We start from the raw sequence: 22,500 nt of genomic DNA on the forward strand, positions 1-22,500 counted from the left end.
TCAGGCCGTAAAAAAGGCCGGAACCCGCAGGCCCGGCCCCCCTCGATTCCCCCGTGTTCAGTCGGCGGCGACTTCGGGCTGAACCGTCTCGACGCTGATGAAGCGGCCCCGCTCGCCGCGGTTGGTGAAGACGACCTTGCCGTCCACCAGGGCGAAGAGGGTGTGGTCGCGGCCCATGCCGACGCCCTGGCCCGCCTTGAACTTGGTGCCGCGCTGGCGGACCAGGATGTTCCCGGCGACGACGGCCTCGCCGCCGAACTTCTTCACGCCCAGGTACTTGGGATTGCTGTCACGCCCGTTCTTGGACGAACCTACGCCTTTCTTGTGTGCCATGTTTCAGTTCACCCCTCTCAGGCAATGCTCGTGATACGGATGGCCGTGTACTGCTGACGGTGCCCGTTGCGGCGGCGGTACTGGATGCCGCTCTTGTACTTGCGGACGTAAATCTTCTGGCCCAGGCCGTGCTCCACGACCTCGGCGGTCACGGTGAAGCGCGCGGCCTCGTCGCCCAGCAGCGTGTGCCCGCCGCCGATCAGGATCGGCTTGAGTTCGAGCTTGTCGCCCGCTTCGCCCTGGAGGCTCTCGACGCGCACAACGTCGCCTTCCTGCACGCGGTACTGCTTACCGCCGCTCTGAATGATCGCAAACATCCTACATCCTCCTGCCACGCTGCCAGGGAACGCTGCCCCGGCAGAGGCCAAGCTCACCCCCGGGGGCGAGTCACCAGTGGAAAATCCTAGCACAAGGCGTGCGATCAGGCAAAACGCGAACGTGCCCGAACCGGACTGCTCTCCCAGGGGAGAAACCGGAACGAGCCAGAGCATCACCTCCCCGCGTTGACGGGGTGTTTGGTCGGTGATGTGCCGTTCGCGGTTTCTCGCGTGTCCTCGCGGTACACGCCTGCTCATCCGCGTGGACGAGCCGCTTTCCTGATGACCTCCGGGGCCGGGCAATTTGCCCGCAGCCGGGGAAAGTGTAGCAGAGGAGCGGTCAGCTTTCAGCCTTCAGCACAGGACTTACGCAAAACTCTGGTTTGGAATATCGAGGGAGTTGGGAAAACGTGGGGCTGGGATGCCAAGCCTGTTCACCCCCTCCCAGCCTCCCCCCTCAAGGGGGAGGAGCAAAAACAGTGTCCTACACGCTTTCCTCTCCCCAATCGCCTCAGTCCCAAGTAGTCAGCTCTTGAGGCTTGGGCGCTGAAGAGGCGGGCGCATTGGAGGAGTTTTCTGCCTCTCATCACGTCCCAGATGCCAGTCTGTTCTTTCCACCAGACCAGCAGAAGTGTTCGCTTCAGTCCCAAGCTCTCGGCTGACCGCTGAAAGCCCTCCACAGCCCCACCGGGAACCTCCGCCCCCTTCCTCCCGTATTCCCCAGCGTGATCCTTCGGCTCCGGATGTTCTGGCGGGACGCGCTGGCGCTGCTGTTCGCGGTGGGGGACCGTCGGACGCCCGCGCGGGCGCGGTGGTTGGCCCTGCTGGCGCTGGCCTACGCGCTGAGCCCGGTGGATTTGCTGCCGGATGCGATTCCGGTGGTGGGGTGGGGCGACGACCTCGTGATCGTGCCGACCGTTCTGGCGCTGGCGGCGCGGGGACTCCCGGCTCCGGTGCTGGCGGACGCGCGGGCACGGAGTGCGGGGCTGCAACGGCGGTTGCCCTGGGTCTTGCCGCTGCTGGGCGGGTTGCTGCTGCTCGGCGCAGGCCTGCTCGCCTGGGGCGTGCTGCGGGCGCTGGCCGGTTAACTTCCGGTTCGCCGCACCCTCTAGACTGACCCCATGCGGCTGCTGTTCGTCGAGGACGACCCGCGCATCGCGGAACCCACGCTGGGCGCGCTGCGCGAGGCGGGGTACGCGGTGACGTGGCGGCAGACCGGGCCTGCGGGGCTGGAGGAGGCCCTGCTGGGTGAGTATCCGCTGATCGTGCTGGACGTGATGCTGCCGGGCCTGGACGGCTTCGCGGTGGCTCGGGAACTGCGGGAGGCGGAGGTGGACGCCGCCATCCTGTTCCTGACCGCGCGCGGAGAGTTGGGCGACCGGGTGCAGGGCCTCGACCTGGGGGGGGACGCCTATCTCGTCAAACCCTTCGCGGTGCCGGAACTGCTGGCGACGCTGCGCGCCCTCACCCGGCGCGAGCGGGGGCAGGGGGCGCCGCGCGTGGCTTTTGGGGGTGGACGCGGCACGCTCGACACGGTGGCCCGCACCGTCACCTGGGACGGGCAGGAGGTGGCCGTGACCGGCCGCGAGTATGCCCTGCTGGAAGCCCTGGCCCTCTCGCCCGACCGCTGGTTCACGCGCGAGGAACTGCTCGACCGCGTGTGGGGGCCGAATTTCGGCGGCGAGGCCCGCATCGTGGACGTGTACGTGCGTTACCTGCGCCGCAAGCTGGCGCCTGGAGCGGTGAGCAGCGAGCGGGGGCGCGGCTACCGGGTGGAACGGTGAGGGCGGTGGTGCTGCAAACGGAACGCCTCCTGCTGCGGCGGTTCACCGAGGCCGACGAGGATCGCCTGTGGGACCTCGACCGCGACCCCGCCGTCATGCGCTTTCTGAATGGCGGACGACCCACCCCGCGGGAGGTGGTGCGGGAGGAGGTGCTGCCCAACATCCTCGCGGAATATGGACGCTGGGAGGCTTACGGGCGCTGGGCCGCGGAGGAGAGGGCAACGGGGGAGTTCCTGGGCTGGTTCGCCCTGCGACCTGTCAGTGGGGAGGACTTCACCCGTCTGGAACTCGGTTACCGGCTGCGGCGGTCCGCCTGGGGGCAGGGGTACGCGACCGAGGGGGCACGCGCCCTGGTGCGCCGGGCCTTTGCCGACCTCGGGGCACAGCGCGTCGCCGCCTTCACCATGACCGTCAATGCGGCTTCGCGGCGGGTGATGGAGAAGGCCGGGCTGGGGTTCGTGCGGACTTTCTTTCAGGACTGGCCCGAGGTGATCGAGGGTTCGGAGGAGGGCGACGTGGAATATGCCCTGACCCGGACGCAGTGGGAAGAGGCGCGGGCGGAAGGTGCTGACTAGGCCCTCCCTCACCCTCCGCGCCCGCCTCGCCCTCTGGGCCGCGCTGGCGACGGCGCTGGCGGTGGGACTGGTGGCGGCGGGGCTGTTTTTCGCGGTGAACAGCTTCCTGTTCGCGGCGCAGCGGGACCGGCTGACCTCGGCGGTGGGGGTGGTGCAGGCGCGGGTGGAGTCGGCCCTCGGGCGGGGCGACGATCTGCTGGCGGCGCTGCTGGGCGTGCAGGGCACGCTGGCGCCGTCGGACCTGGAAGCGATTCTGGGGGCCGACCCGCAGACGCGGCAACTGGACGTGCGGCTGGTGACGGTGGGGGGCGGACAGGTCCGGGTCCTGCCCACGCCGCGTTTTCCTGACGGTATCCCGCTCAATCTGCCCCCCGGCACCTACCGCGAGGGCGACCGCCTGGTGGCCGTGCGCGTGCTGGCTGGCGGACGCGCCGCGCTGACCGTCGTCTCCGACGCCCGGGCGCTGGGTGAGGCGCAGGCGGCCTTCGGGCGGGCGCTGGCGTGGCTGCTGCCCCTCGCGCTGGGTCTGTCGCTGCTGCTGGGGTGGACGGTGGCGGGACGGCTTCTCGCGCCGGTGCGGACGCTGGAGGGCGCGGCGCGGGAGATCGGGGCGGGCGGGCATCTGCGGCGGCCGGTGCCGGGGGCGGGGGAGGGCGACGAACTCGCCCGGCTGGCCCTGACCTTGCAGGAGACGTTCGCGCGGCTGGCCGACGCCCGCGACCGCGAGCAGGACTTCCTGCGGGCCGCCGCGCACGACCTCCGCAGTCCCCTCGCGGCCCTGACGGCGCGGGTGGACGCGACCCTCGCCCGCGACCGCGACGCGGGGCGGTACCGCGCCGAACTGCGCGAGATCGGAACGGACCTCACCCGGCTCTCGGACTTGGCGAACCATCTCCTGCTGCTCGCCCGCGACCCGGCGGCCCTCGCGTGGGAGGCCGTGCCCCTGCGCGACCTCGCGGCGGACGCGGTGGACCGCGCGCGCGAACTCGCCCCCGAGGCCGACGTGGACCTGATCGCCCCGCAGCCGGTGAACGTGGCGGGTGACCGGGTGCTGCTGGGGCAGGCGATCTGGAACCTGACGGCGAACGCGGTGCTGCACGCGCCCGGTGCCACCGTCACCGTGACGGTCAGGGGGGACGGGGCGGGAGGCGGGGTGGTGGAGGTCCGCGACGACGGCCCCGGCGTGGACGCGGCCGTGCTGGCCCGGCTGGGGGAAGCGTTCTACCGCCCGGATGCCAGCCGCACGGGGGGAACAGGCGGCCACGGCCTCGGCCTCGCGCTGGTGCGGCGGGCGGCGGAACTGCACGGCGGCACCCTGAAGCTGGAGAGTGCGCCCGGGGCGGGCTTCACCGCTGCGCTGCACCTGCCCGCCCGGTCCCCCACGGGCGAAGTGCTACGCTCTCCCGCATGACAAAACCTCCAGCCGGGCAATGGAGCGCGGTCGTGCTGGGCGGCGGCGACCCCGGCGATCCCTTCGCGGCCGCGCACGGCGTCCCGGTCAAGGCCCTGATTCCGGTCGGCGGCGTACCGATGGCCCTGCACGTCCTGCGGGCCCTGCGCGCGAGCGGGCGCGTGACGCGCGTCGCCTACGTCGGCCCGACCACCCCCGAGATGGACGCTCTGATCGACGAGTGTGTGACCGACCACGGCACCCTGCTCAGCAACCTGGAAGCGGGCGTGGAGGCGCTGGCAGAGGCGGGCCTGGCGCCCGGTGAGCGCGTGCTGGTGGTCACCGCCGACATTCCTCTGGCCACGCCGGGGCAACTGGCGGAGGTGCTGGACGCTGCTCCCCCCGAGGCCGCCCTGGTCTATCCGGTGGTGCGCCGGAGCGACTGCGAGCGGGCCTTTCCCGGTGTGAAGCGCACCTATGCCAGCCTGCGCGAGGGCACCTTCACCGGCGGGAACATCTTTCTGCTCGACCCGCGCCTGATCGGCCAGTTCCTCCCCCGGTTGCGCGCGGTGCTGGCGGCCCGCAAGGCGCCGCTGAAACTCGCCGCGCTGATCGGGCCAGGCATCCTGCTGAAGCTGCTGACACGCCGCCTGACCGTCCGGGAACTGGAAAACCGGGTGAGTGCCCTCCTGGGCGTGCCCGCCCGCGCCCTGATCACCGGCCACGCCGCCATCGGCACCGATGTGGACAAGGACGCCGACCTGCGGCTGGCCGAGGCGCATCTGAAGGCGGACGTGCCCACCTGATCCCGACGCTGTCACCTGAAGTTTACCCGCCCACAGGGGTAAAACCCTGTCTAAGGTATGAGAGGTCCGGCCTTGTCACGCCCCAGGGGGGTGTGCATACTGTGCGCCATGCCTCATGTCATCACCAGCCCCTGCATCGGTGTCAAGGACCAGGCCTGCACCGAAGTCTGCCCCGTGGAGTGCATCTACGACGGCGGCGACCAGTTCGTGATCCACCCCGACGAGTGCATCGACTGCGGCGCCTGCGTGCCCGCCTGCCCGGTCAGCGCGATCTTTCCCGAAGAGGACGTGCCCGCGGGCGAGGAAGACTTCATCGTCAAGAACCGCGCCTTCTTTGGGCTGTAAAGCGGCCCCGCCCTCCCGTCCCCGGCTCAGTGCCGGGGCGATTTTCTTTGGTCCCTTGCCGCGCTCCCGACTCGCCGCTAGCATGGCGGGGCTGGCGCCTGTGCGCCCAGACAGTGAGAACCAGGCCCCGTGTGTCCCAGGAAAGGAGGTGATGACGTGAATCCCGAACCCCAGGCCGACCTTGACCCGCCCAGTTTGGCCCCCACGCCATCCCACCACCGGAGGACGCACCATGCACAACATCAAGACTAGGGGGGCGCGGCCATGCTGACGTACTACCGCAGCGTCGGCGGGAAGCTTCAGGTGATCGGCGGCTACGCCGACGGCTGCTGGATCAACGCCACCGCCCCCACCGCCGAGGAACTCGCCCGCGTGAGCCGCGACACCGGCCTCGACCTCGACTACCTGAGTTATCCCCTCGACCCCGACGAACGCTCACGTTTCGAGCGCGAGGACGGGCAACTGCTGATCATCATGCAGACCAGCTACCGGCTGGGCGAGGACAGCGACATCCCCTACGACACGGTGCCGCTGGGCATCCTGCACACCGACCACTGCCTCGTGACCGTCTGCGCGACCGAGAACCCGGTGGTGAACGACGTGGTGAACGGGATGGTCCGGCGCGTTTCAACCGCCAAGAAAAACCGCCTGACCCTCCAGCTCTTCCTCCGCAATGCCCAGCGGTTTCTGATCGACGTGCGGCAGATCAACAAGCGGGTGGAACGCATCGAGGACCGCATGGAGACGGCCACCCGCAACAAGGAACTGATGGACCTCCTCAAGCTCGAAAAGAGCCTGGTGTACTTCATCACCGGCCTCAAGGCCAACGAGGCGATGATGGAGCGCGTCAAACGCGACCGCATCTTCGAGATGTACGAGGAGGACTCGGACCTGCTCGACGACGTGCTGATCGAGAACCTCCAGGCCATCGAGATGGCGAACATCGCCAGCAACATCCTGACCAGCATGGCCGCCGCCTTCGCCTCCGTCATCAACAACAACGTCAATCAGGTGGTGAAGGTGCTGACCGTCACGACGATTCTGGTGGCGATTCCCACGCTGGTCACCAGCATCTTCGGGATGAACGTGCCGCTGCCTTTCCACGACAGCCCGGAGGGTCTGTGGATCGTGCTGGGGATCGCCACGATTCTGGCGGCCACGCTGGCACTGCTGTTTTACCGCTGGCGGGTGTTTTGAGGGGGCTTGTGGCGCGTCGCTTGTGGCTTGTAGCGGCTGATGCTTTCGCTTCTGCTTCCGCATGTCTTTCTCCACGGGCAACAGGCCACGAGCCACAGGCTAACCATGACTGATCCCCGTTCCGGCACCCGTTTCGGCGTCTACCTCTGCCCCCCGGCGGGCGACCCGTACTACGAGCTGGGCGGCCAGTTGCTCGGCTTCGACGTGCGTGTGGGGCGTGAGGTGCCGCTGCCCGCCTTCCTGCGCCCCGAATGGCAGGCGGACGCGGGGCCGTATGGCCTGCATCTGACGGTCGTGGAGGGGTTCTATACCGACCCGGCCTGGTGGCCCGAGGTCGAGGCGGAGGTGCGGGCCTGTGTCGCCTGCCTGACGCCCGGCGCGGTCCTCACGCTGACGGGCGGGCGGGTCGAGGCCTGGGACGACGGGGAAACCTGGGTGCATCGGCTGGACGCGAACGACACGCTGCTGGTGCTGCACACGCTGCTGCTCGCGCGCCTCGCCCGCTTCGTGACCGCCTCGCCTTTTGACGCGCAGGTGGCGGCGGGGAAGTACGCGCGGCCCTTCGAGCAGGCCCGGATGCGGCTCCTGCACACCCCACGCGGCCTGGATTCGTGGCAGCCGCACTTCACGCTGGTGCAGCCCTACGGCGGCCCCGATCCGGCGGGCCTGCGTGCCCGGCTGGAGGCCCTGACCGCCTCCCACCACGCGCAGACCTACCGCTCGGTGGCGCTTTTCGAGAAGCGCGAGGGCGAGGCGCACTGGCGGGTGCGGGCGGACCCCCCCCTGGGCACCCCCCAAACGGCGTGACCCTCACGCGGAAGCCTTGCGCCTCCCCTACACTCGGCGGGTGACGAGGAACGCGGAAACAGGCGAGAACGGAATGCGGGTGGTCGTGGCGACCGGAAACGCCGGAAAGGTCCGCGAGATCGCGGAGGCGTTGGGCGGCCTGGGCTGGCAACTGGAGGGCCTGGGCGGCCTGCCGCTGCCCGAGGAAACCGGTACCACCTACGAGGAGAACGCGGCTCTCAAGGCCTGCGCGGCGGCGGTGACCCGGGGCCTCCCCGCCCTGGCCGACGATTCGGGCCTGGAAGTGTCCGCTCTGAATGGGCAACCCGGCGTCTACAGCGCCCGCTTCGGCAACCGCGCCAGCGATACCGAGCGGAACCTCTACCTGCTGGAAAAACTGCGCGGCGCCGCCGACCGCCGCGCCAGGTTCGTGTCGGTGGTGATCCTCGCCTATCCCGACGGCCATCTGGAAACCTACCGGGGCGAGCTGACCGGCACGCTGCTGGAAGGCCCCCGCGGCGACAACGGCTTCGGCTACGATCCCCTCTTCGTCCCCGACGGCGAAACCCGCACCCTGGCCGAGATGACGGTGGCGGAAAAACGCGCGATCAGCCACCGGGGACGGGCGCTGGCGGCGCTGATAGAGGCCCACCGGAACGGGCCGCCCGCGCGGGAAGAGGCAGGGGGGGAGTGAGGGGGCTTGTGGCGTGTGGCCTGTCGCCTGTGAAGGCTGAAGCCGGGGCTTTGGCTTTGTCTACAAGCCACACGCTACGAGCTACACGCCCTGAGCGTGCTCCCGCACGTCGTTCTTCAGCCGCATCAGGATGGCGCCCATGCCCCGCAGGCGCATCGGCGTGATCAGTTCCGAGAGGCCCATGTCCATGTAGAACTGGTCGGGGACGTTCAGGATCGTCTCGGGCGACTCGCCGTTCAGGGCCTCGCGCAGGATGCCCGCGTAGCCGCGCACAGTGGGCGCCTCCTCCGGCACCTTGAAGTGCAGGTTCACGCCGCCCTGATCGTTCTGTTCCGTGACCAGGAAGAAGGGGCTGGCGCATTCGGGCACCGGCTGGAGGAATTCGGGATGCTCCACGTACTTCTCGGGCAGCGGCGGCAGCTTGCGGCTGTATTCCAGCAGGGCCTGGAGGCGCAGCGGCTTGGGCGCGCTCCGGAACATGGTCACGATGTTCTGGAGTTTTTCGGGGAGGGGCGCGGCGTCCGTCATGCGGCCACTGTACCCCCGGTGCCGGAGGGGCTATGGTAAGCCCTGTCCAGTTGACCTTTTTGGTCAATGAAAGACCGGCTTGGGTACAATCGGCTTTGGAAACGAGGAGGCAGCAAGCATGGAATACGCGAAAGACGTGCTGGTCAGCACCGACTGGGTGGCCCAGAACCTGAACACCCCCGGTATCCGCCTGATCGAGGTGGACGAGGACATCCTGCTCTACGACACCGGCCACATCCCCGGCGCGGTCAAGATCGACTGGCAGCAGGACTTCTGGGACCCGGTGATGCGCGAATTCATCAGCGCGGACGAACTCTCGGCACTGCTGGGGCGCCTGGGCCTTACGCCGGACGACACCATCGTCCTGTACGGCGACAAGAGCAACTGGTGGGCCGCCTACGCCTACTGGTTCCTCAGCTACAACGGGGTGCAGAACCTCAAGCTGATGAACGGGGGCCGCCAGAAGTGGGTCGCGGAAGGCCGCGAACTCACCACCGACGTGCCCAGTTACGAACCCACCCAGTACCCGCCCCTGCACCGCGACGAGAGCCTGCGCGCCTACCGCGACGAGGTGAAGGCGCACATTGAGGCCGTCCGCGCGGGTCAGGGCGCGATGGTGGATGTCCGCAGCCCCGACGAGTTCTCCGGCAAGGTCACCCACATGCCCAACTACCCGCAGGAAGGCGTGCTCCGCGGCGGCCATATCCCCGGCGCCCGCAACATCCCCTGGGCACGCGCCACCAACGAGGACGGCACCTTCAAGAGCGCCGACGAACTGCGCGACCTGTACGCGGGCGAGGGCGTGACCCCCGACAAGGACGTGATCGCCTACTGCCGCATCGCCGAACGCAGCAGCCATAGCTGGTTCGTGCTGCGCGAGCTGCTGGGGTACCCGAAGGTCCGCAACTACGACGGCTCGTGGACCGAATGGGGCAACGCGGTGGGGATGCCGATTGAGAAGACGTACCAGGAAGCCTGACGGCGCAGCGTGGAGGGCAGAGGGCTGACGCTCTCTGCCCTTTTTCGTGGGGTTCTTCACTTCTTCTCCTCCGGTCAGGGGAAGCGCAAAGGGGCCTCCTGCCTTTAAGGTGGAGCGGTGAAGCTCTTCATCGTCATTCTCGTTGTGCTGGTGGTCGCGGCCCTGCTTCTGAGGCTGAAGAAAAGTGCCAGTGGCAGCCCCAGGCCACCGGGCACCGCCGGGCTGGACGAGGAGACGGCCGCCCGGCCGGACATTGACCCGGCAGCTGTCGCCGCCGCGCGTGCCCGTGTCTCCCAGGCCGTGCCCGACGAGGTGCTGTCCGACGCCCTGCTGGACGCCACGCCGAAGCAGCTCGCCCATATGTTCGCCGCCGTTCCCGAGGATGTGATGGCCGCAGCGGTGGGGGCCGAACCCAAAGCGCAGCAGGGACCGGCCAGGGCAGAAGACCTCGCTCAGCTCCGCAAGGTGGGCGAGGCCGTCGACGACCTCGAAATCTGGAGTTTCGGAGAAAAAAGCTAGGCGCAGGGGCGGGGAAGGCTGGAAGGAGGACGCTTCCGGCCTGTTGGCAGGCTGTGGACATGGACAGGGGAGAGGTCAGAAGAGCGGTCTTCAACATCCCGAGCGCAGAAGGCGGCGTCCGGGTGGACATCGTGGAGGGGGGCCGTGCGTGCCTCCGTCTGATGACGCGGGACGGCGTGCGCGATCTGTTCTGCGACACGTTGGAGGAGCTGCCCCAGCTTGCGGCGGCGGAACCGGGCCTGACCGGGGAACTGTACGGGCAGCTCATGTGGGAACTGGACCTGCTGGGCTTGCGGGGAGAGTGAGTTCAGTAGGGGAAGGCTCCGGCCGATGCTGCCTCCCCGGCTCGGCGCCTTCGCCATACTCTCCCCATGCATTCCATCGCTGAGGTGCGCGTGGCCTGTGCGGCCCTGCCGGGGTCGTCTGAAACCTTTCCCTTTGACGCTGCGACGCTCGTCTTCAAGGTCGGGGGGAAGATGTACGCCCTCACGAACATCACCGGCGACCCCGTGACGCTGAGCCTGAAGGTGCGCCCGGAGCGCGGCGAGGAACTGCGCGGCGCGTACCCCGCCATCATGCCCGGCTATCACCTCAACAAGCGCCACTGGGTAACGGTCACGCTGGACGGCTCGGTACCGGACACTCTGCTGCATGAGCTGCTGGTGGACAGCCATGCGCTGGTGGTCCGTGGCCTGACGCGGACGCAGCGGGCAGAACTGGGGCAGGCGTGAGGACGGGGCTCCTCCGAATCAGCCCAGGTGCAGGCGAACAGCGGAAGACCTGAATCTCATCGGCCCGGCCTCCTTCGCTTGTGCGGCAGTGTGTGGGCCTGTGGGTTGGACTTCGCGCCCCGGAAGCGGGGGCCGGTCGCGTGTGGCCGTGCCGGACGTTCAACGTCCTGTCCCGGCTTACCGGGCGCTGTACACGCTGGAGACGTTCGTATCGGTGTTTCCCCGTGCGGGCTTCACGGTCACGCCGCTGGAAGGGTGGGACGTGGAGGGAGCTTGCCAGCACCGAAAGACGGTTCAGCCTGTTGCGGCTGTTTGCTCGCCCAACGTAGATCGGCGCGCCGGGCCTGGGTTACCGACCTGCTGCCGCGAGAGGCCCTCTCTCTCTGTCTCAGAGAGGGTGACAACAGGGAAGGGAGGTCACTGTTTTCTCTAACCTGTACGTGTACGTTTAGGTTTATGTCTGCCTCTTCCTCTCTCACGCCTGTTGCCACGAATACGGACCCGGCACATTCCGCGCGCCGGAGTGTCGCCGCCTGGGCGATCACGGCGGCCTGCCTGATCGCCTTTATGGGGATCGGTGTGGTGGACCCTATCCTGCCGGAGATCGGTCACCAGTTGGGCGCCACGCCGACGCAGGTCGAACTGCTCTTTACCACCTACCTGGGCGTGATGGCCGTGATGACGCTGTTCGCCGGGAACATCGGGACGCGCCTGGGCCGCCGCCGCGTGGCGCTGATCGGCCTGGGGTTGATCGCCCTGTTTGCCCTCGCCTGCGGCCTCAGCGGCAGCATTCCCGCGCTGGCGGTGTTCCGGGGCGGCTGGGGGCTGGGGAGCGCCCTCTTCACGCCGACCGCCCTGGTGCTGCTGCTGGCGCTGATCGGTCACGCCGAGAAAGCCATCATGCGCTACGAGGCGGCCATCGGCCTGGGCATGAGCATGGGGCCGCTGCTGGGCGGCGTGCTGGGCAGCCACGGCTGGCGCTTTCCCTTCCTGGGCGCCGCCGCGCTGATGCTGCTGGCGCTGGCTGCCGTCGCTGCCTTCGTGCGCGTGCCGGAAAGCCAGGACCCGCCGCGCCCGGTCGGGGACGTGTTCCGCGCGTACCGCCACCCGGCCTTTCTCGCGGTGGGCGTCACCGGCCTGCTGTACTACTTCGGGTTCTTCCTGCTGCTGGGGTACACGCCGCTGTTTCTGCACCTGAGCACCCTGGGGCTGGGCCTGACCTTCTTCGGCTGGGGCGTGCTGCTGGGTCTGGGGAGCACCGTGCTGGTCGAACGGCTGTTGCGCCACCTGCGGGCCAGCCGGATCGTGACGCTGGCGCTGGCGGGCCTGACCCTGCTGTTCGTGCTGCTGGGCTTCGCGCCGCTGGCGGCAGGTGTGAAGGTCGCGCTGGTGGTCCTGAGCGGTGTCCTCTTCGGCCTGATGAACGCCCTGCTGACCACCCTGAGTGTCGAGGTCGGTCACCTGCCCCGGCCCACCGCCACCAGCGCCTACAACTTCCTGCGCTGGCTGGGGGCCGCCGCCGCGCCCGTGGCGAGCGGGTTCGTGGCCGAACACCTGGGCGCTCCCGTTCCCTACGCCTTCGGAGCCGTCGCGGTGGCGGTGGCCGTGCTGATCATGGCCTTCGCGGCCCGGTCCATCGATGCGGCGCGGGCCAGTGACCCGCACGTCCATTAAACTGCCGGGGATGACCGGCCCAGCCGTCCCCGACGCTACCCCCCGCTACCGGGTGGGCGAGGTCGCCGCGCGGCTGGGCCTCACGCTGCGGACGCTGAAGTATTACGAGGAACTGGGCCTGGTCACGCCCCAGCGCAGCGGCAGCCGCTATCGCCTGTACTCCGAGGCCGACGTGGAGCGGTTGGAGCGTGTGCGGCGGATGCGGGCGCTGGGCCTCAGCCTGGAGACGATCCGCGCCACCTTCACGCAGCCCCAGGAACGCGACCCGGAAGGGCGGCAGGTGCTGACGCCGGAAGCCCTGCGAGCCCTCGAAGCCGACCTGAGCGGGCAACTGGAGGTGTTGACCCAACGGATCACGGCCGCCGAACGCGAACTGCGTGACGCCCGCGCCCTGCGCCGCGACCTGGAACGCGACCTGACCTACGTGCGGCGGCGGCTCTCCGGCGCCCGGGTCGGGGACCTGCTGCGCGAGGCGGACCCACCCAGGTGACGCTGGCCGTCTGGACCGTGAGGCCTCGTCGGCCGTTGATGACGAGGAGGCAGCCGCGGCAAGGGAACGCGGGTGTACGCTGACCCTGCTGGCCCCCATCCGCCACCTGCCCGGAGGTTTCGCATGATCGCCGTGACCAGTGACGCGCACCTGAATCCTGACCGTCTGGACGAGGCCCGCACCATCCTGCTGGACCTCCAGGCGCACGCCCTCATCGAGGGCGGCTGCCTGAGCTACGTGTTCGCCGCCGCGCTGGAGGACCCCGCGCACATCCGGGGCTTCGAGGAGTGGGCCGACGATGCCAGCCTGGAGGCGCACCTGAGCGCCCCCGCCCTCGCCGCCACGCTCGAACGCCTCGGCCCGCTGCTGACCCGGCCTCCCGTCGTGACCCGCTACGCGGTCAGCGAACACGGCCCCATCGAACTGTGAAAGGGCTGGGGGACGCGGCGTACACGTCCCCCAGCCCTCCGTGCCTGCCCCTGCTCAGAACGCCGTGTCCAGCGCCCCTAGTGCCGCCTCCGGGTTCTGAATTCCCGCCTGGGCCATGTCGGGCCGTCCGCCGCCCTTGCCACCGCCCGCCGCTGCCAGCTTGCCGACGAGTTGCCCGGCGTGCGCGCCCCGGCTGACGGCGTCCTTCGTGGCCTTCACGACCAGACCCTTGTCGCTGGCGATCACCGCGAGGTCGGCGCCGCTCTGGTCGAGCAGCCTGTCGGCGGCCCCGCGCAGTTCGCCCCCCTCGATGCCGGAGAGCTTCAGCACCGCCACCTTGAAGCCGCCCAGTTCGCGCACCTGCTGCGCGCTGCTGCCCCCGCCCATCTGCGCTTCGGCCAGTTGCCGCCGGGCCTGCGCCGTCTCCTGCTGCGCGGCCTTGAGCTGCGTCTGAAGGCCGATCACGCGCGTTTCCAGGGCGTCCGGGCTGGTGTTCAGCAGGCCCGCCACGCGGCCCACGTTGTTCAGACGCTCGCGGACCCAGGTGGTCGCCGCTTCGCCCGCCAGCGCCTCGATGCGCCGCACGCCCGCCGCCACGTTCTCGTCGGACACGATCACGAAGGCGCCGATGTCACCGGTGCGGGCCACGTGCGCCCCACCGCAGAGTTCCATGCTCGTCACCGTCGCTTCACCGAAGGGAATGCCCCCCTCCACCCGCACCACGCGCACGGTGTCGCCGTATTTCTCCCCGAAGAGGGCTGTCGCGCCCGCCGCCTTCGCCTCCGCGATGGGCATCTCGCGCCAGGTCACCGGGAAGTTGGCCGTCACCCAGCGGCTCACCAGGCGTTCGACCTGCTCGATTTCGTCCGCCGTCAGGGCCGCCCCGTGCGAGAAGTCGAAGCGCAACCGCTCGGGCGCGACCAGCGACCCCGCCTGCCGCACGCCCGGCCCCAGCACCGCGCGCAGCGCCGCGTGCAGCAGGTGCGTCGCCGTGTGGTGCCGCTGGGTGGCCTGCCGCTCGCCCGACACCACGCCGCGCACGGTCAGGCCGGGGGTCAGTTCGCCTTCCTCCACCAGCACGTCGTGCAGGAAGACGCCCGACGGGGTCTTGCGGGTGTCGCGGACCAGCCCGCGCCCGCCGTCCCACTCCAGCACGCCGGTATCCCCGACCTCGCCGCCGCCTTCCGCATAGAAGGGCGTGCGCGACAGCACCACGGTCGCCTCGCTGCCCGCGGGTAGGTGGTCCAGCCGTTCGCCGGGGCCGACCAGCGCCAGCACCTCGCCCCGCGCCTCCAGCTCGTCGTAGCCGACAAACTGGGTGGGGGAGAGGCCTTCGAGCGCCTCCTGGGTTCCGCCGAACAGTTCGGACTTGCCGTACTTGCTGGAGGCGCGGGCCGTCTCCTGCGCTTTCTCCAGGCTCTCGGCGTACTCGGCCTCGTTCACGCTGATGCCGTATTCCTCGGCAATTTCCTTGGTGAGGTCGAGCGGAAAGCCGTAGGTGTCGTAGAGGAGGAAGGCTTCCTCGCCGGGCAGGATCGCGCCCCGTTCCATTCCGTCCAGCAGCCCGCCGATGCGCTGCATCCCGCTTTCAAGCGTCTTGAGGAACCGCTCCTCCTCGGCGCGGATGGCCGCCGTCACGCGCGCCTCCTCGGTCACCAGTTCGGGGTACGCGCCGCCCATCGCCTGCACCACCAGCGGCACCAGCTTGTAGAGGGTCGGCTCGCGCAGGCCCAGCAGGTAGGCGTGACGGCTCGCGCGGCGCAGAATCTTGCGGATCACGTAGCCGCGCCCGGTGTTGGACAGGGCCACGCCGTCCGCGACGGTCATGCTGACGCTGCGGATGTGTTCGGCCACGACGCGGTGCGAGAGGCTCTGCGGCCCCTCGTAGGGCTTGCCGCTGAGTTCCGCGACCCGCGCGATGATCGGCGCGAACACGTCATTGCTGTAAAAGTCGTACACGTCCTGCACGACGGTGGCGATGCGCTCCAGGCCCATCCCGGTGTCGATGTTCTTGAAGGGCAGGTCCGCCAGCACGGGCGTCCCGTCGGGTAGGGGGTCCTGGCGGTCGTACTGCGGGAACACGTTGTTCCAGATTTCGAGGAAGCGGGCGCTCTCGCGCGTCTCGGCGTAGTCGGCCCAGGTGTCGTCGCCGTACTTCGGCCCGCGGTCATAGAAAATCTCGGAGCAGGGGCCGCACGGCCCGTTGGGGCCTTCCTTGGGCGCGTCGGCGGGCCAGAAGTTCTCGTCGGCGCCGAAACGCAGGATGTGGTCTTCCGGGAGGCCGATCTCCTGCGTCCAGACCCGGAAGGCTTCCTCGTCGTCCTGATAGATGGTCGCGTAGAGCTTGGCGGGGTCCAGACCCATCCACTCGGGGCTGGTCAGGAACTCCCAGGCCCAGGTCAGCGATTCGCGCTTGAAGTAGTCCCCGAAGGAGAAGTTGCCCAGCATCTCCAGCAGCGAGCAGTGCCGCAGCGTGCGCCCCACGTTCTCGATGTCCCCGACGCGCAGGCACTTCTGCGCGGTGGTGACGCGCCTGTTCTCGCCGTACCCCGGAAACTGGGCGGGCGCGCCCATGAACTGCGGCTTGAAGGGCTGCATCCCCGCCACCGTGAAGAGCGTGGTGGGGTCGGGGGCGATCAGGGAGTGGCTGGGGAGGCGCAGGTGCCCCTTGCTCTCGAAGAAGGAGAGGTACTTCTCGCGAATCTCGGCGGTGGTCAGCGGCCCGGTCATGGGGGAGAGTCTAGCAGCGGGCCGAAGGGGCGAATCTGCCGCTGACACGCTTGGCCGTGCGCCACCTGGCCGATTGTTCCCCCGGTTCCACGCCCGTACTCTGCAATGGATGCCCGAAGCCGACGCTATTGCCCACGCGGACGCCCCGCGCACCCGCGAGAGCCTCTCCGCCAACCTGCGCGCCCTGGGGATCGGGGCGGGGGAGACGCTGCTGGTCCATTGGCCCGCCTGTACGACCTGGGCGCGCGGGTGCTGCTGCGGGGCACGGTGAGGCAGAGTGCGCCCGTCCTTGTGACTGGCGAGCGGCAGGGGGTGACGTTCGAGGAACCGGACTACGACGACAGCACTTTTCCGCCCGTCAAGGCGGCCTTTGAAGCGAGCGGTGGCGTGACGGTGGGGCGGGTCGGTTCCGCAGGGCGCGGCTGATGCGGCAGCGGGACCTGGTGGATCTTGCCGTGCGGTTCTGGCAAGCCCCCTGAGTGCCCCAACGAAAAGAGGCAAAGCCGCAGCCTTGCCTCAGTGAAAGGGGCCGTTCCTCAGACGAACTGCCCGCCGTGTCGTGCCGCCGCCGCTTCCACCGCGTCCGCCGGGACGTTGTCCTCGACCGCAACCGCACGGCCGCCGCCCTCCACACCGCTGTTCAGGCGGTCATAGCGGTCGTCGTCCAGGTAGCTGTCCCCACTCGGGGCGCCGATGTAGCCGCCCGTCTCGTTCGCGCCCTCGGCCCCGCCGATGGCCCCCACGCCCGCACCGACGCCCGCGCCCAGCGCCGTCATGCCCAGCAGGATCGGGACGGCGGCCAGCCCACCGGTCGCCACGGTCGCCACCGCGCCCGCGACGGCCCCGACAGCGGCCCCGACTCCAGTACCCTCGACGGCCCCCTCGGCGGCATCGTCAGCGGTGTCGTCTGCTGCGTAGCCGGTGCCCGTGGTGGTGGTGGTCGTGGTGTTCGCCTCGGCCATCGCCGTACGCCGGTTCAGCGGCATGTGACCGATGTCCGGCTGGATCAGGCCCTGCGCGCGGAGGTCCTCGATGAAAGCGTCGGCCTGTTCCTTGCTGGGAAAGAGAAGGTGTTTCATGCCTGGCAGTCTGGGGCGGGGGCACCCGGGAGAGATGAGAGGTGTACCAACCGGCGTTGCGGATCAGGGGGTGGGGCCGAAAGGGGAAAGGGCCGCCGTCAGTGCAGGTCCACCGCCCACCACGCTTCCCGCTGCGCGGCGAGGCGGGCGCGGGGATCACCGATGGTGCCCAGCGCGCGGGCCAGGCCCTGCCAGTCGGGTTCGCTGAGGGGGTCGATGGCCAGGGCCCGCTGGTGGAACGCCGCAGCGTCGCGGGCGCGGCCCGCCTGGGTGGCGGCCTGCGCGGCGAGGCCCAGCACGCCCAGTTGCTTTTGCTCCAGACGGGTGCGGACGTCGTCCACCCAGGGGCTGTCCGCGCCGGGCAGAAAGTGGCCATACAGGCCGCTCAGCTCGCGCAGTTCCTCCAGGCCCAGGCTGCCCTGTTCGGCCTGCGCGGCGAGCAGCTCGAAGCGGGTCACGTCATAGTCGGGGTGCAGGTCCGGCGCCAGCGCGTAGCGGCGGTTGGTGCTGACCACCGCCTCGTTGCTGAGGCTGCGCCGCAGCCGGTGCAGGGTGGTGTGAAAGAGGCTGCTGGCGCGCGCCTCGTCCTTTTCCGGCCACAGCGCCTCGGCGGCCTCCCAGGAGGTGACCTCCTTGTGCTCCAGCAGGTAGAAGAACAGCTCCAGCGCCTTGCGCGACACCCACGAAACCGGCATGCCCTTCCAGACGACCTGCGCGGTCCCCAGGCCCCGCACTGCCATACCGCTCTCACCCTGGCGGGTCAGCCCTGCGCGGCGCAGGCGGGCGTCCACGGCGGTCGTCAGGTCCTGCGGCGTGAAGGGCTTGGGCACATAATCGTCCGCACCCAGGTTCATGCCGCGCCGCACGTCGTCGCGCTCGGCGTGGCTGGACAGCAGCATGAAGGGCAGGGCGCTCAGTTTCTCGTGTTCACGCACCTTTTCCAGAAATTCCAGCCCGGTCATGTAGGGCATCACCACGTCGCTGATCAGCAGGTCGGGCGTGAAGACCTGGAGCAGATCGAGCGCCTCCAGCGGGTGCCCGCTGGTGCGGACCTCGTGCCCGGCCCGCGTCAGGATCACGCTGATGAGTTTGAGGATGGCGGCGTCGTCGTCCACCACGAGGATGCGCGGCATGGGGCAGTCTAGCAGCCGGGTCAGGAGCGGCGATACGAAATTTCACCGTCCTTCCCGGCTCCGCTAGGCTGGGACCATGACGCCACACTCCAGCTCCCAGCTCACCGTGATTCACGCGACCACCCGCACCCTCGACGATGCTCACCCCCAGGCCGAGGCGGTGCTGGTCGGCGGCGGGCGGGTGCTGGCCGTGGGCACGCGGGAGGAGGTGGCCGCCCTGGCCCCGCGCGCCCGGGTGCTCGACCACCGCGACCTGATCCTCACGCCGGGGCTGGCCGAGGCCCACATCCACCTCGTCGCCTACGGGTTCTCGCTCTCGGAGCTCAACCTGCATGGGGCGCGCAGCGTGACCGAGGTGCAGGCGAAGGTGGCGCAGCGGGCCATGAACACGCCGCCCGGAACGTGGATTCGCGGTGGGGGTTTCCTGCTCAGCGAGCTGGGCCTGAGCGCGTACCCCACCGCCGCCCTGCTGGACGAGGTCAGCCCGCACCACCCGGTCCTGCTGTACTCCCGCGACATGCACCTGAGCTGGGCCAACTCGCTGGCGCTGCGGCTGGCCGGGGTGACGGAGGCCACGCCCGACCCCGAGGGTGGGAAGATCGTCCGTCCCCTGGGCACGCTGCTGGAAGGGGCCAGCGGGCTGGTGACGCGCGTGATCCCCGCCCCCAGCGAGGCCGAGTATCTGGCGGCGGCCAGGGCGGGGGCCGACGACCTCGCCGCGCGGGGCTACGTCAGCGCGCACACGATGGCCTTTGAAGCCCCCGAGGCGCCGCGCGCCCTCCAGACGCTCGCGGCGCGGGAGGAACTGCCGCTGCGTGTCTGGGCAACCCTCCCCCACGAACGCCTCGAACGTGCCCGCGAGCTGGGCCTCGCCCTCAATCCCGGCGGCCTCTTCCAGTGGGGCGGCGTCAAGTTTTTTGCCGATGGTGCCCTGGGCAGCCGCACGTCCTGGCTACATGCGCCCGGCTTCGCGGACGGCAGCGGCAGCGGGATGTCCCTCGACTCCCCCGACCTGATCCGCGAACGGGGCGCCGAGGCGCTGCGGCTGGGCCTCACGCCCGTCACCCACGCCATCGGTGACCGGGCGAGCACCGAGGTGCTGGACGCCTACGATGCCCTGCGCCCCCTGGCCGCCGAGAAGGGCGTGCGCCTGCGGATCGAACACGCCCAACACCTCCGCCCCGAGGACATCCCCCGCTTCCGGGGCCTCACCGCGAGCGTGCAGCCCATCCACCTTCAGGCCGATGGGGCCATGATCCGCGAGTTGATGCCGCACCTCGCGGACACCAGCTACGCCTTCCGCTCCCTGAAGGAGGCCGGGGCCATCCTCGCGTTCGGTTCCGATGCCCCGGTCGCGCCCCCCGAGTACCGCGCCAACTTCGCCGCTGCCCTGACCCGCCGCGACGACGAGGGACACCCCCTCGCCCCGCACGAGGCGCTGACCGAGGAAGAGGTTCTCTGGGCGCATACGCGCGGTCCCGCCCTGGCCGCCGGGTGGGACGACGAGGGCATCATCCGCCCCGGCGCGCGGGCGGCGTTCACCCTCTGGGACCGGGTGGGCGGGAACGCGCGGGCGCTGGTGCTGTAGGGCTGCGTCCACAGAGGGCAAAAGAGCGAGGGCAGAGGTCTTGGCTGACTCTCTGCCCGCTGCTTTACTCCCGGTTAAGCTTCCACTTCCTCCGGCAAATCCGCGTTCGTGTACACGTTCTGCACGTCGTCCAGGTCTTCCAGGGCGTCCACCAGCGCCATCAGCTTGCGGGCGTCGTCACCATTCACGGCCACCGTGTTGCTGGGGATCATGGTGATCTGGCCGCTCTCGGGCTTGAAGCCCGCCCCCGTGAGGGCGTCCTGCACGGCATACAGGTCGTTCGGCGCGGTGCTGATCTCCAGGCCGTCTTCCGACTCCTGAAAGTCTTCCGCGCCGTGTTCGATGGCCGCTTCCTGCGCCGCCTCGGAGGCGTCGGGGAGCAGGATCACGCCCTTTTTCTCGAACTGCCAGGCCACGCTGCCGCTGGTGCCCAGCGCACCGCCGCGCTTGTTGAAGACCGCGCGGATGTCCGCCACCGTGCGGTTCACGTTGTCGGTCAGCGTCTCGATGAAGATCGCCGTGCCGCCGGGGCCGTAGCCCTCGTAGGTCACTTCCTTGTAGTCGGCCGCACCTTCCGCCGCACCCACCGCGCGCTTGATCGCGTTCTCGATATTGTCGGCGGGCACGGTGTCGGCCTTCGCCGCCGCGATGGCGTTCTTGAGAGCGAGGTTCCCCGCCGGGTCACCGCTCCCGCCACTCCTGACCGCCGCCTGAATCGCGCGGATGTGCTTGGAGTAGATCGCACTCCGCTTCTTGTCGTTCGCACCCTTCTTGCGCTTGATCTGCGCCCACTTGCTGTGACCGGCCATGTTCAGTGTCTCCTTACCCTAAAACCGCGCCCGCTGGGAAGCCGGGGGCGCGTGACACGAGTATTCTACCGCGCCGCATCCGGTAGACTCCGTGTGTCCGGTGACGGGCGGGAAGCATGACAGCAAGGGAACCGACCGGGGCGTCACGTTAGCCCACGACCTCACCTCTTGCAAGGAAAGCCAGTGCTTATAGAGAGGGGGGCCGGACGCCCTGGATCAGAGGGTGGTCCGGCCCGGTGATGCTATGCCGCAAACACAGCATACCAAAAGACGCCCCAAGCCGAAACGCAAGCTGAAGAAGAAATCAAAACGTCCCTGGACGTGGCGGGATTTCATCGGCCTCGCGTCTCTCGTCTGGAGCGTTTTCCTCTTTGTTTGGGAGCAGGTCCACAGGGGCCACTAAGCCTCTGACTGGGTGAAAGCCCCTGGTCCTCCCTGCTGACACGCCGACCGCCCCCGCCGGGCGGTTTTTTCTTGCCGTCACTCCAGCAGCGTGATCTGCGCCTCCAGGGCCGACGTGTCCACCCGGTCCGCCGTGATCTCCATAAAGATCGTGTCGTACCGCTGGTCCCCCAGCCGCACGGTCCCCGTCCGCCGCCCGCAGACCTGAAAGCCGACTTTCTCGTAAGCGCGGATGGCGCGGGTGTTGAAGGCGAACACCCTGAGCAGAATGTTGTGCAGGCCCAGGTGAAACACGCCGTACTGCACCATCAGCCGGGTGGCTTCCGAGCCGAAGCCGCCGCTCCAGCAGGCCGGGTCGTGGATGCTCACGCCGAGTTCGGCGGTGCCGTGACGGTGGTTGATGTCGCGCAGGTCGATGCCGCCGATCACCCGCCCGCTTTCACGCTCGTAAACCCCGAACGTGACCTGGGCGGCGCTGCTCCGGCTGACGCTCTCGAAGTACGCCTGCTCGTCCTCCAGGCTGTAGGACACGCCGGAACCGCCCAGATAGGTGGTGAGTTCGAGGTTCTGAAAGTAGCGGGTGATCTCGGGAATGTCCTCGCGCCGCAGCCGCGCCAGGATCACCCGCTCGCCCCAGCATGACGGGATGAGGTGCTTCCACAGATGCACGCATCAGGGCCGCAGGTCTTCTTCCTCAATCAGAAAGTCCACCGCGCCTGAGCCGATCTCGTAGAAGGCGCCGATCACGCGAATCTGGCCGCGTGCCTCGGCGGCCTGGATCACGGGTTGCTGGCGCAGGTCGTGGACCTGACAGCGCACATTGTTGAGAACTGCCTCGCGCATCCGGGCTTTCTTGTCGCGGATGGGGGGGAGGGTCTTCACGCAGGGCTGGATGCGGGCGATCAGGTGGCGCAGGCTCTCGGGTTCGCGCTCAAGCTGTTCTTCGGGGAGCAGCGCGGCGGCGACGGCCCCGCAGCCCTCGTGGCCCATCACCACGATCAGGCGCACGGTGAGGTGCTCGGTGGCGTATTCCAGCGTGCCCAGGACCGACTCGCCCACCACGTTGCCCGCCACGCGCACCACGAACAGGTCGCCCAGGCCCTGATCGAACACGATCTCCACCGGCACGCGGCTGTCACTGCACGCCAGCACCGCCGCGAAGGGCGTCTGGCCCATGATCTG

28 protein-coding genes (1 of these 28 only partly in view) are annotated in these 22,500 nt (G+C 69.3%); 19 read left to right on the forward strand and 9 right to left on the reverse strand.

Features of this window, described 5'->3' with window-relative positions; all coding sequences use genetic code 11:
• Positions 1-57 precede the first annotated feature (57 nt).
• Both rpmA and rplU read right to left on the reverse strand, forming a co-directional pair.
• Entirely contained in the window at positions 58-333 is a 276-nt protein-coding gene (gene rpmA, locus E5F05_RS07000; RefSeq protein WP_129117906.1) for a 50S ribosomal protein L27, read from the reverse strand.
• 17 nt (positions 334-350) lie between these two features.
• Positions 351-650, reverse strand: coding sequence for a 50S ribosomal protein L21 (gene rplU, locus E5F05_RS07005; RefSeq protein WP_129117907.1), 300 nt, complete (start codon positions 648-650; stop codon positions 351-353).
• A gap of 725 nt (positions 651-1,375) precedes the next feature.
• On the opposite strand from rplU, the gene E5F05_RS07010 reads away from it, so the two are divergent.
• The 9 genes from E5F05_RS07010 (at position 1,376) to rdgB (ending at position 8,227) form a co-directional block, all read left to right on the forward strand.
• Complete coding sequence (locus E5F05_RS07010; protein ID WP_129117908.1) at positions 1,376-1,738, forward strand: YkvA family protein; 363 nt, start codon at positions 1,376-1,378, stop codon at positions 1,736-1,738.
• 33 nt (positions 1,739-1,771) lie between these two features.
• Positions 1,772-2,434, forward strand: coding sequence for a response regulator transcription factor (locus E5F05_RS07015; RefSeq protein ID WP_129117909.1), 663 nt, complete (start codon positions 1,772-1,774; stop codon positions 2,432-2,434).
• A gap of 8 nt (positions 2,435-2,442) precedes the next feature.
• On the forward strand, positions 2,443-3,009 hold the full coding sequence (locus E5F05_RS07020; protein WP_206732991.1) for a GNAT family N-acetyltransferase: 567 nt from the start codon (positions 2,443-2,445) through the stop codon (positions 3,007-3,009).
• On the forward strand, positions 2,999-4,420 hold the full coding sequence (locus E5F05_RS07025) for a sensor histidine kinase (RefSeq protein ID WP_129117911.1): 1,422 nt from the start codon (positions 2,999-3,001) through the stop codon (positions 4,418-4,420). The genes E5F05_RS07020 and E5F05_RS07025 overlap by 11 nt, the downstream gene beginning before the upstream one ends.
• A complete protein-coding gene (locus E5F05_RS07030) occupies positions 4,417-5,205 on the forward strand; it encodes an NTP transferase domain-containing protein (protein ID WP_129117912.1) in 789 nt (262 codons plus the stop codon). Before E5F05_RS07025 ends, E5F05_RS07030 begins: the two co-directional genes overlap by 4 nt.
• Before the next feature lie 108 nt (positions 5,206-5,313).
• Entirely contained in the window at positions 5,314-5,550 is a 237-nt protein-coding gene (locus E5F05_RS07035) for a ferredoxin (protein ID WP_129117913.1), read from the forward strand.
• A gap of 264 nt (positions 5,551-5,814) precedes the next feature.
• Complete coding sequence (locus E5F05_RS07040) at positions 5,815-6,747, forward strand: magnesium transporter CorA family protein (RefSeq protein ID WP_129117914.1); 933 nt, start codon at positions 5,815-5,817, stop codon at positions 6,745-6,747.
• A 105-nt stretch (positions 6,748-6,852) separates the two neighbouring features.
• Positions 6,853-7,554 carry a hypothetical protein gene (locus E5F05_RS07045; protein WP_129117915.1) on the forward strand — a complete coding sequence of 234 codons (702 nt, stop codon included), beginning with the start codon at positions 6,853-6,855 and terminating at the stop codon, positions 7,552-7,554.
• A 73-nt stretch (positions 7,555-7,627) separates the two neighbouring features.
• Positions 7,628-8,227 carry an RdgB/HAM1 family non-canonical purine NTP pyrophosphatase gene (gene rdgB / locus E5F05_RS07050; protein ID WP_129117966.1) on the forward strand — a complete coding sequence of 200 codons (600 nt, stop codon included), beginning with the start codon at positions 7,628-7,630 and terminating at the stop codon, positions 8,225-8,227.
• An 81-nt stretch (positions 8,228-8,308) separates the two neighbouring features.
• Here the strand turns inward: rdgB and E5F05_RS07055 are convergent, their stop codons facing one another.
• Positions 8,309-8,755, reverse strand: a complete 447-nt coding sequence (locus E5F05_RS07055) for a SufE family protein (protein WP_129117916.1) — start codon at positions 8,753-8,755, stop codon at positions 8,309-8,311.
• A gap of 118 nt (positions 8,756-8,873) precedes the next feature.
• Between E5F05_RS07055 and E5F05_RS07060 the strand changes: the two genes are divergently transcribed.
• The 7 genes from E5F05_RS07060 (at position 8,874) to E5F05_RS07090 (ending at position 13,577) form a co-directional block, all read left to right on the forward strand.
• Positions 8,874-9,734 (forward strand): sulfurtransferase, encoded by an 861-nt coding sequence (locus E5F05_RS07060; protein ID WP_129117917.1) that lies wholly within the window; start codon positions 8,874-8,876, stop codon positions 9,732-9,734.
• A 117-nt stretch (positions 9,735-9,851) separates the two neighbouring features.
• Positions 9,852-10,253, forward strand: coding sequence for a hypothetical protein (locus E5F05_RS07065; protein WP_129117918.1), 402 nt, complete (start codon positions 9,852-9,854; stop codon positions 10,251-10,253).
• Between the two features lie 59 nt (positions 10,254-10,312).
• Positions 10,313-10,558, forward strand: a complete 246-nt coding sequence (locus E5F05_RS07070; RefSeq protein WP_129117919.1) for a hypothetical protein — start codon at positions 10,313-10,315, stop codon at positions 10,556-10,558.
• Positions 10,559-10,624: 66 nt separating this feature from the next.
• A complete protein-coding gene (locus E5F05_RS07075; protein WP_129117920.1) occupies positions 10,625-10,984 on the forward strand; it encodes an MmcQ/YjbR family DNA-binding protein in 360 nt (119 codons plus the stop codon).
• Positions 10,985-11,440: 456 nt separating this feature from the next.
• Complete coding sequence (locus tag E5F05_RS07080) at positions 11,441-12,658, forward strand: MFS transporter (RefSeq protein WP_129117921.1); 1,218 nt, start codon at positions 11,441-11,443, stop codon at positions 12,656-12,658.
• A 10-nt stretch (positions 12,659-12,668) separates the two neighbouring features.
• Positions 12,669-13,148: a MerR family transcriptional regulator gene (locus tag E5F05_RS07085; protein WP_129117922.1), complete on the forward strand. Its 480-nt coding sequence runs from the start codon at positions 12,669-12,671 to the stop codon at positions 13,146-13,148.
• A 123-nt stretch (positions 13,149-13,271) separates the two neighbouring features.
• Entirely contained in the window at positions 13,272-13,577 is a 306-nt protein-coding gene (locus E5F05_RS07090; protein ID WP_129117923.1) for a putative quinol monooxygenase, read from the forward strand.
• Positions 13,578-13,631: 54 nt separating this feature from the next.
• Here the strand turns inward: E5F05_RS07090 and alaS are convergent, their stop codons facing one another.
• A complete protein-coding gene (alaS, locus tag E5F05_RS07095) occupies positions 13,632-16,307 on the reverse strand; it encodes an alanine--tRNA ligase (RefSeq protein ID WP_129117924.1) in 2,676 nt (891 codons plus the stop codon).
• Between the two features lie 109 nt (positions 16,308-16,416).
• Between alaS and E5F05_RS21275 the strand changes: the two genes are divergently transcribed.
• Positions 16,417-16,578 (forward strand): hypothetical protein, encoded by a 162-nt coding sequence (locus E5F05_RS21275; protein WP_164973380.1) that lies wholly within the window; start codon positions 16,417-16,419, stop codon positions 16,576-16,578.
• Positions 16,527-16,733 carry an AAC(3) family N-acetyltransferase gene (locus tag E5F05_RS07100; protein ID WP_129117925.1) on the forward strand — a complete coding sequence of 69 codons (207 nt, stop codon included), beginning with the start codon at positions 16,527-16,529 and terminating at the stop codon, positions 16,731-16,733. Before E5F05_RS21275 ends, E5F05_RS07100 begins: the two co-directional genes overlap by 52 nt.
• Positions 16,734-16,843: 110 nt before the next feature.
• On the opposite strand, the gene E5F05_RS07105 is transcribed toward E5F05_RS07100, so the two are convergent.
• Together E5F05_RS07105 and E5F05_RS07110 are read right to left on the reverse strand one after the other, a co-directional pair.
• Positions 16,844-17,386, reverse strand: coding sequence for a hypothetical protein (locus E5F05_RS07105; RefSeq protein WP_129117926.1), 543 nt, complete (start codon positions 17,384-17,386; stop codon positions 16,844-16,846).
• Between the two features lie 98 nt (positions 17,387-17,484).
• Entirely contained in the window at positions 17,485-18,519 is a 1,035-nt protein-coding gene (locus E5F05_RS07110) for an AfsR/SARP family transcriptional regulator (RefSeq protein ID WP_129117927.1), read from the reverse strand.
• A 76-nt stretch (positions 18,520-18,595) separates the two neighbouring features.
• Between E5F05_RS07110 and E5F05_RS07115 the strand changes: the two genes are divergently transcribed.
• A complete protein-coding gene (locus tag E5F05_RS07115; protein WP_129117928.1) occupies positions 18,596-20,107 on the forward strand; it encodes an amidohydrolase in 1,512 nt (503 codons plus the stop codon).
• 74 nt (positions 20,108-20,181) lie between these two features.
• Here the strand turns inward: E5F05_RS07115 and E5F05_RS07120 are convergent, their stop codons facing one another.
• The 3 genes from E5F05_RS07120 to E5F05_RS07130 form a co-directional block, all read right to left on the reverse strand.
• Complete coding sequence (locus E5F05_RS07120; protein WP_129117929.1) at positions 20,182-20,916, reverse strand: YebC/PmpR family DNA-binding transcriptional regulator; 735 nt, start codon at positions 20,914-20,916, stop codon at positions 20,182-20,184.
• A gap of 480 nt (positions 20,917-21,396) precedes the next feature.
• Positions 21,397-21,987 carry a GNAT family N-acetyltransferase gene (locus E5F05_RS07125; protein ID WP_241687077.1) on the reverse strand — a complete coding sequence of 197 codons (591 nt, stop codon included), beginning with the start codon at positions 21,985-21,987 and terminating at the stop codon, positions 21,397-21,399.
• Between the two features lie 3 nt (positions 21,988-21,990).
• Positions 21,991-22,500, reverse strand: partial view of a carbonic anhydrase gene (locus tag E5F05_RS07130; RefSeq protein WP_129117930.1) — the 3' portion only. The gene runs 210 nt beyond the window's last position; only the last 510 of its 720 coding nucleotides appear in the window; the start codon falls outside the window, past its right edge; the stop codon is at positions 21,991-21,993.

It is taken from the genome of Deinococcus metallilatus (genome assembly GCF_004758605.1).
Lineage (GTDB): Bacteria > Deinococcota > Deinococci > Deinococcales > Deinococcaceae > Deinococcus > Deinococcus metallilatus.

Bases quoted from the DNA above. Each gene is read 5' to 3' on its own strand.
- rpmA (WP_129117906.1), bottom strand. From the start codon at position 333: ATGGCACACAAGAAAGGCGTAGGTTCGTCCAAGAACGGGCGTGACAGC.
- rplU (WP_129117907.1), bottom strand. From the start codon at position 650: ATGTTTGCGATCATTCAGAGCGGCGGTAAGCAGTACCGCGTGCAGGAA.
- E5F05_RS07015 (WP_129117909.1), top strand. From the start codon at position 1,772: ATGCGGCTGCTGTTCGTCGAGGACGACCCGCGCATCGCGGAACCCACG.
- E5F05_RS07030 (WP_129117912.1), top strand. From the start codon at position 4,417: ATGACAAAACCTCCAGCCGGGCAATGGAGCGCGGTCGTGCTGGGCGGC.
- E5F05_RS07035 (WP_129117913.1), top strand. From the start codon at position 5,314: ATGCCTCATGTCATCACCAGCCCCTGCATCGGTGTCAAGGACCAGGCC.
- E5F05_RS07040 (WP_129117914.1), top strand. From the start codon at position 5,815: ATGCTGACGTACTACCGCAGCGTCGGCGGGAAGCTTCAGGTGATCGGC.
- E5F05_RS07045 (WP_129117915.1), top strand. From the start codon at position 6,853: ATGACTGATCCCCGTTCCGGCACCCGTTTCGGCGTCTACCTCTGCCCC.
- rdgB (WP_129117966.1), top strand. From the start codon at position 7,628: ATGCGGGTGGTCGTGGCGACCGGAAACGCCGGAAAGGTCCGCGAGATC.
- E5F05_RS07055 (WP_129117916.1), bottom strand. From the start codon at position 8,755: ATGACGGACGCCGCGCCCCTCCCCGAAAAACTCCAGAACATCGTGACC.
- E5F05_RS07060 (WP_129117917.1), top strand. From the start codon at position 8,874: ATGGAATACGCGAAAGACGTGCTGGTCAGCACCGACTGGGTGGCCCAG.
- E5F05_RS07070 (WP_129117919.1), top strand. From the start codon at position 10,313: ATGGACAGGGGAGAGGTCAGAAGAGCGGTCTTCAACATCCCGAGCGCA.
- E5F05_RS07075 (WP_129117920.1), top strand. From the start codon at position 10,625: ATGCATTCCATCGCTGAGGTGCGCGTGGCCTGTGCGGCCCTGCCGGGG.
- E5F05_RS07080 (WP_129117921.1), top strand. From the start codon at position 11,441: ATGTCTGCCTCTTCCTCTCTCACGCCTGTTGCCACGAATACGGACCCG.
- E5F05_RS07085 (WP_129117922.1), top strand. From the start codon at position 12,669: ATGACCGGCCCAGCCGTCCCCGACGCTACCCCCCGCTACCGGGTGGGC.
- E5F05_RS07090 (WP_129117923.1), top strand. From the start codon at position 13,272: ATGATCGCCGTGACCAGTGACGCGCACCTGAATCCTGACCGTCTGGAC.
- alaS (WP_129117924.1), bottom strand. From the start codon at position 16,307: ATGACCGGGCCGCTGACCACCGCCGAGATTCGCGAGAAGTACCTCTCC.
- E5F05_RS21275 (WP_164973380.1), top strand. From the start codon at position 16,417: ATGCCCGAAGCCGACGCTATTGCCCACGCGGACGCCCCGCGCACCCGC.
- E5F05_RS07105 (WP_129117926.1), bottom strand. From the start codon at position 17,386: ATGAAACACCTTCTCTTTCCCAGCAAGGAACAGGCCGACGCTTTCATC.
- E5F05_RS07110 (WP_129117927.1), bottom strand. From the start codon at position 18,519: ATGCCGCGCATCCTCGTGGTGGACGACGACGCCGCCATCCTCAAACTC.
- E5F05_RS07115 (WP_129117928.1), top strand. From the start codon at position 18,596: ATGACGCCACACTCCAGCTCCCAGCTCACCGTGATTCACGCGACCACC.
- E5F05_RS07120 (WP_129117929.1), bottom strand. From the start codon at position 20,916: ATGGCCGGTCACAGCAAGTGGGCGCAGATCAAGCGCAAGAAGGGTGCG.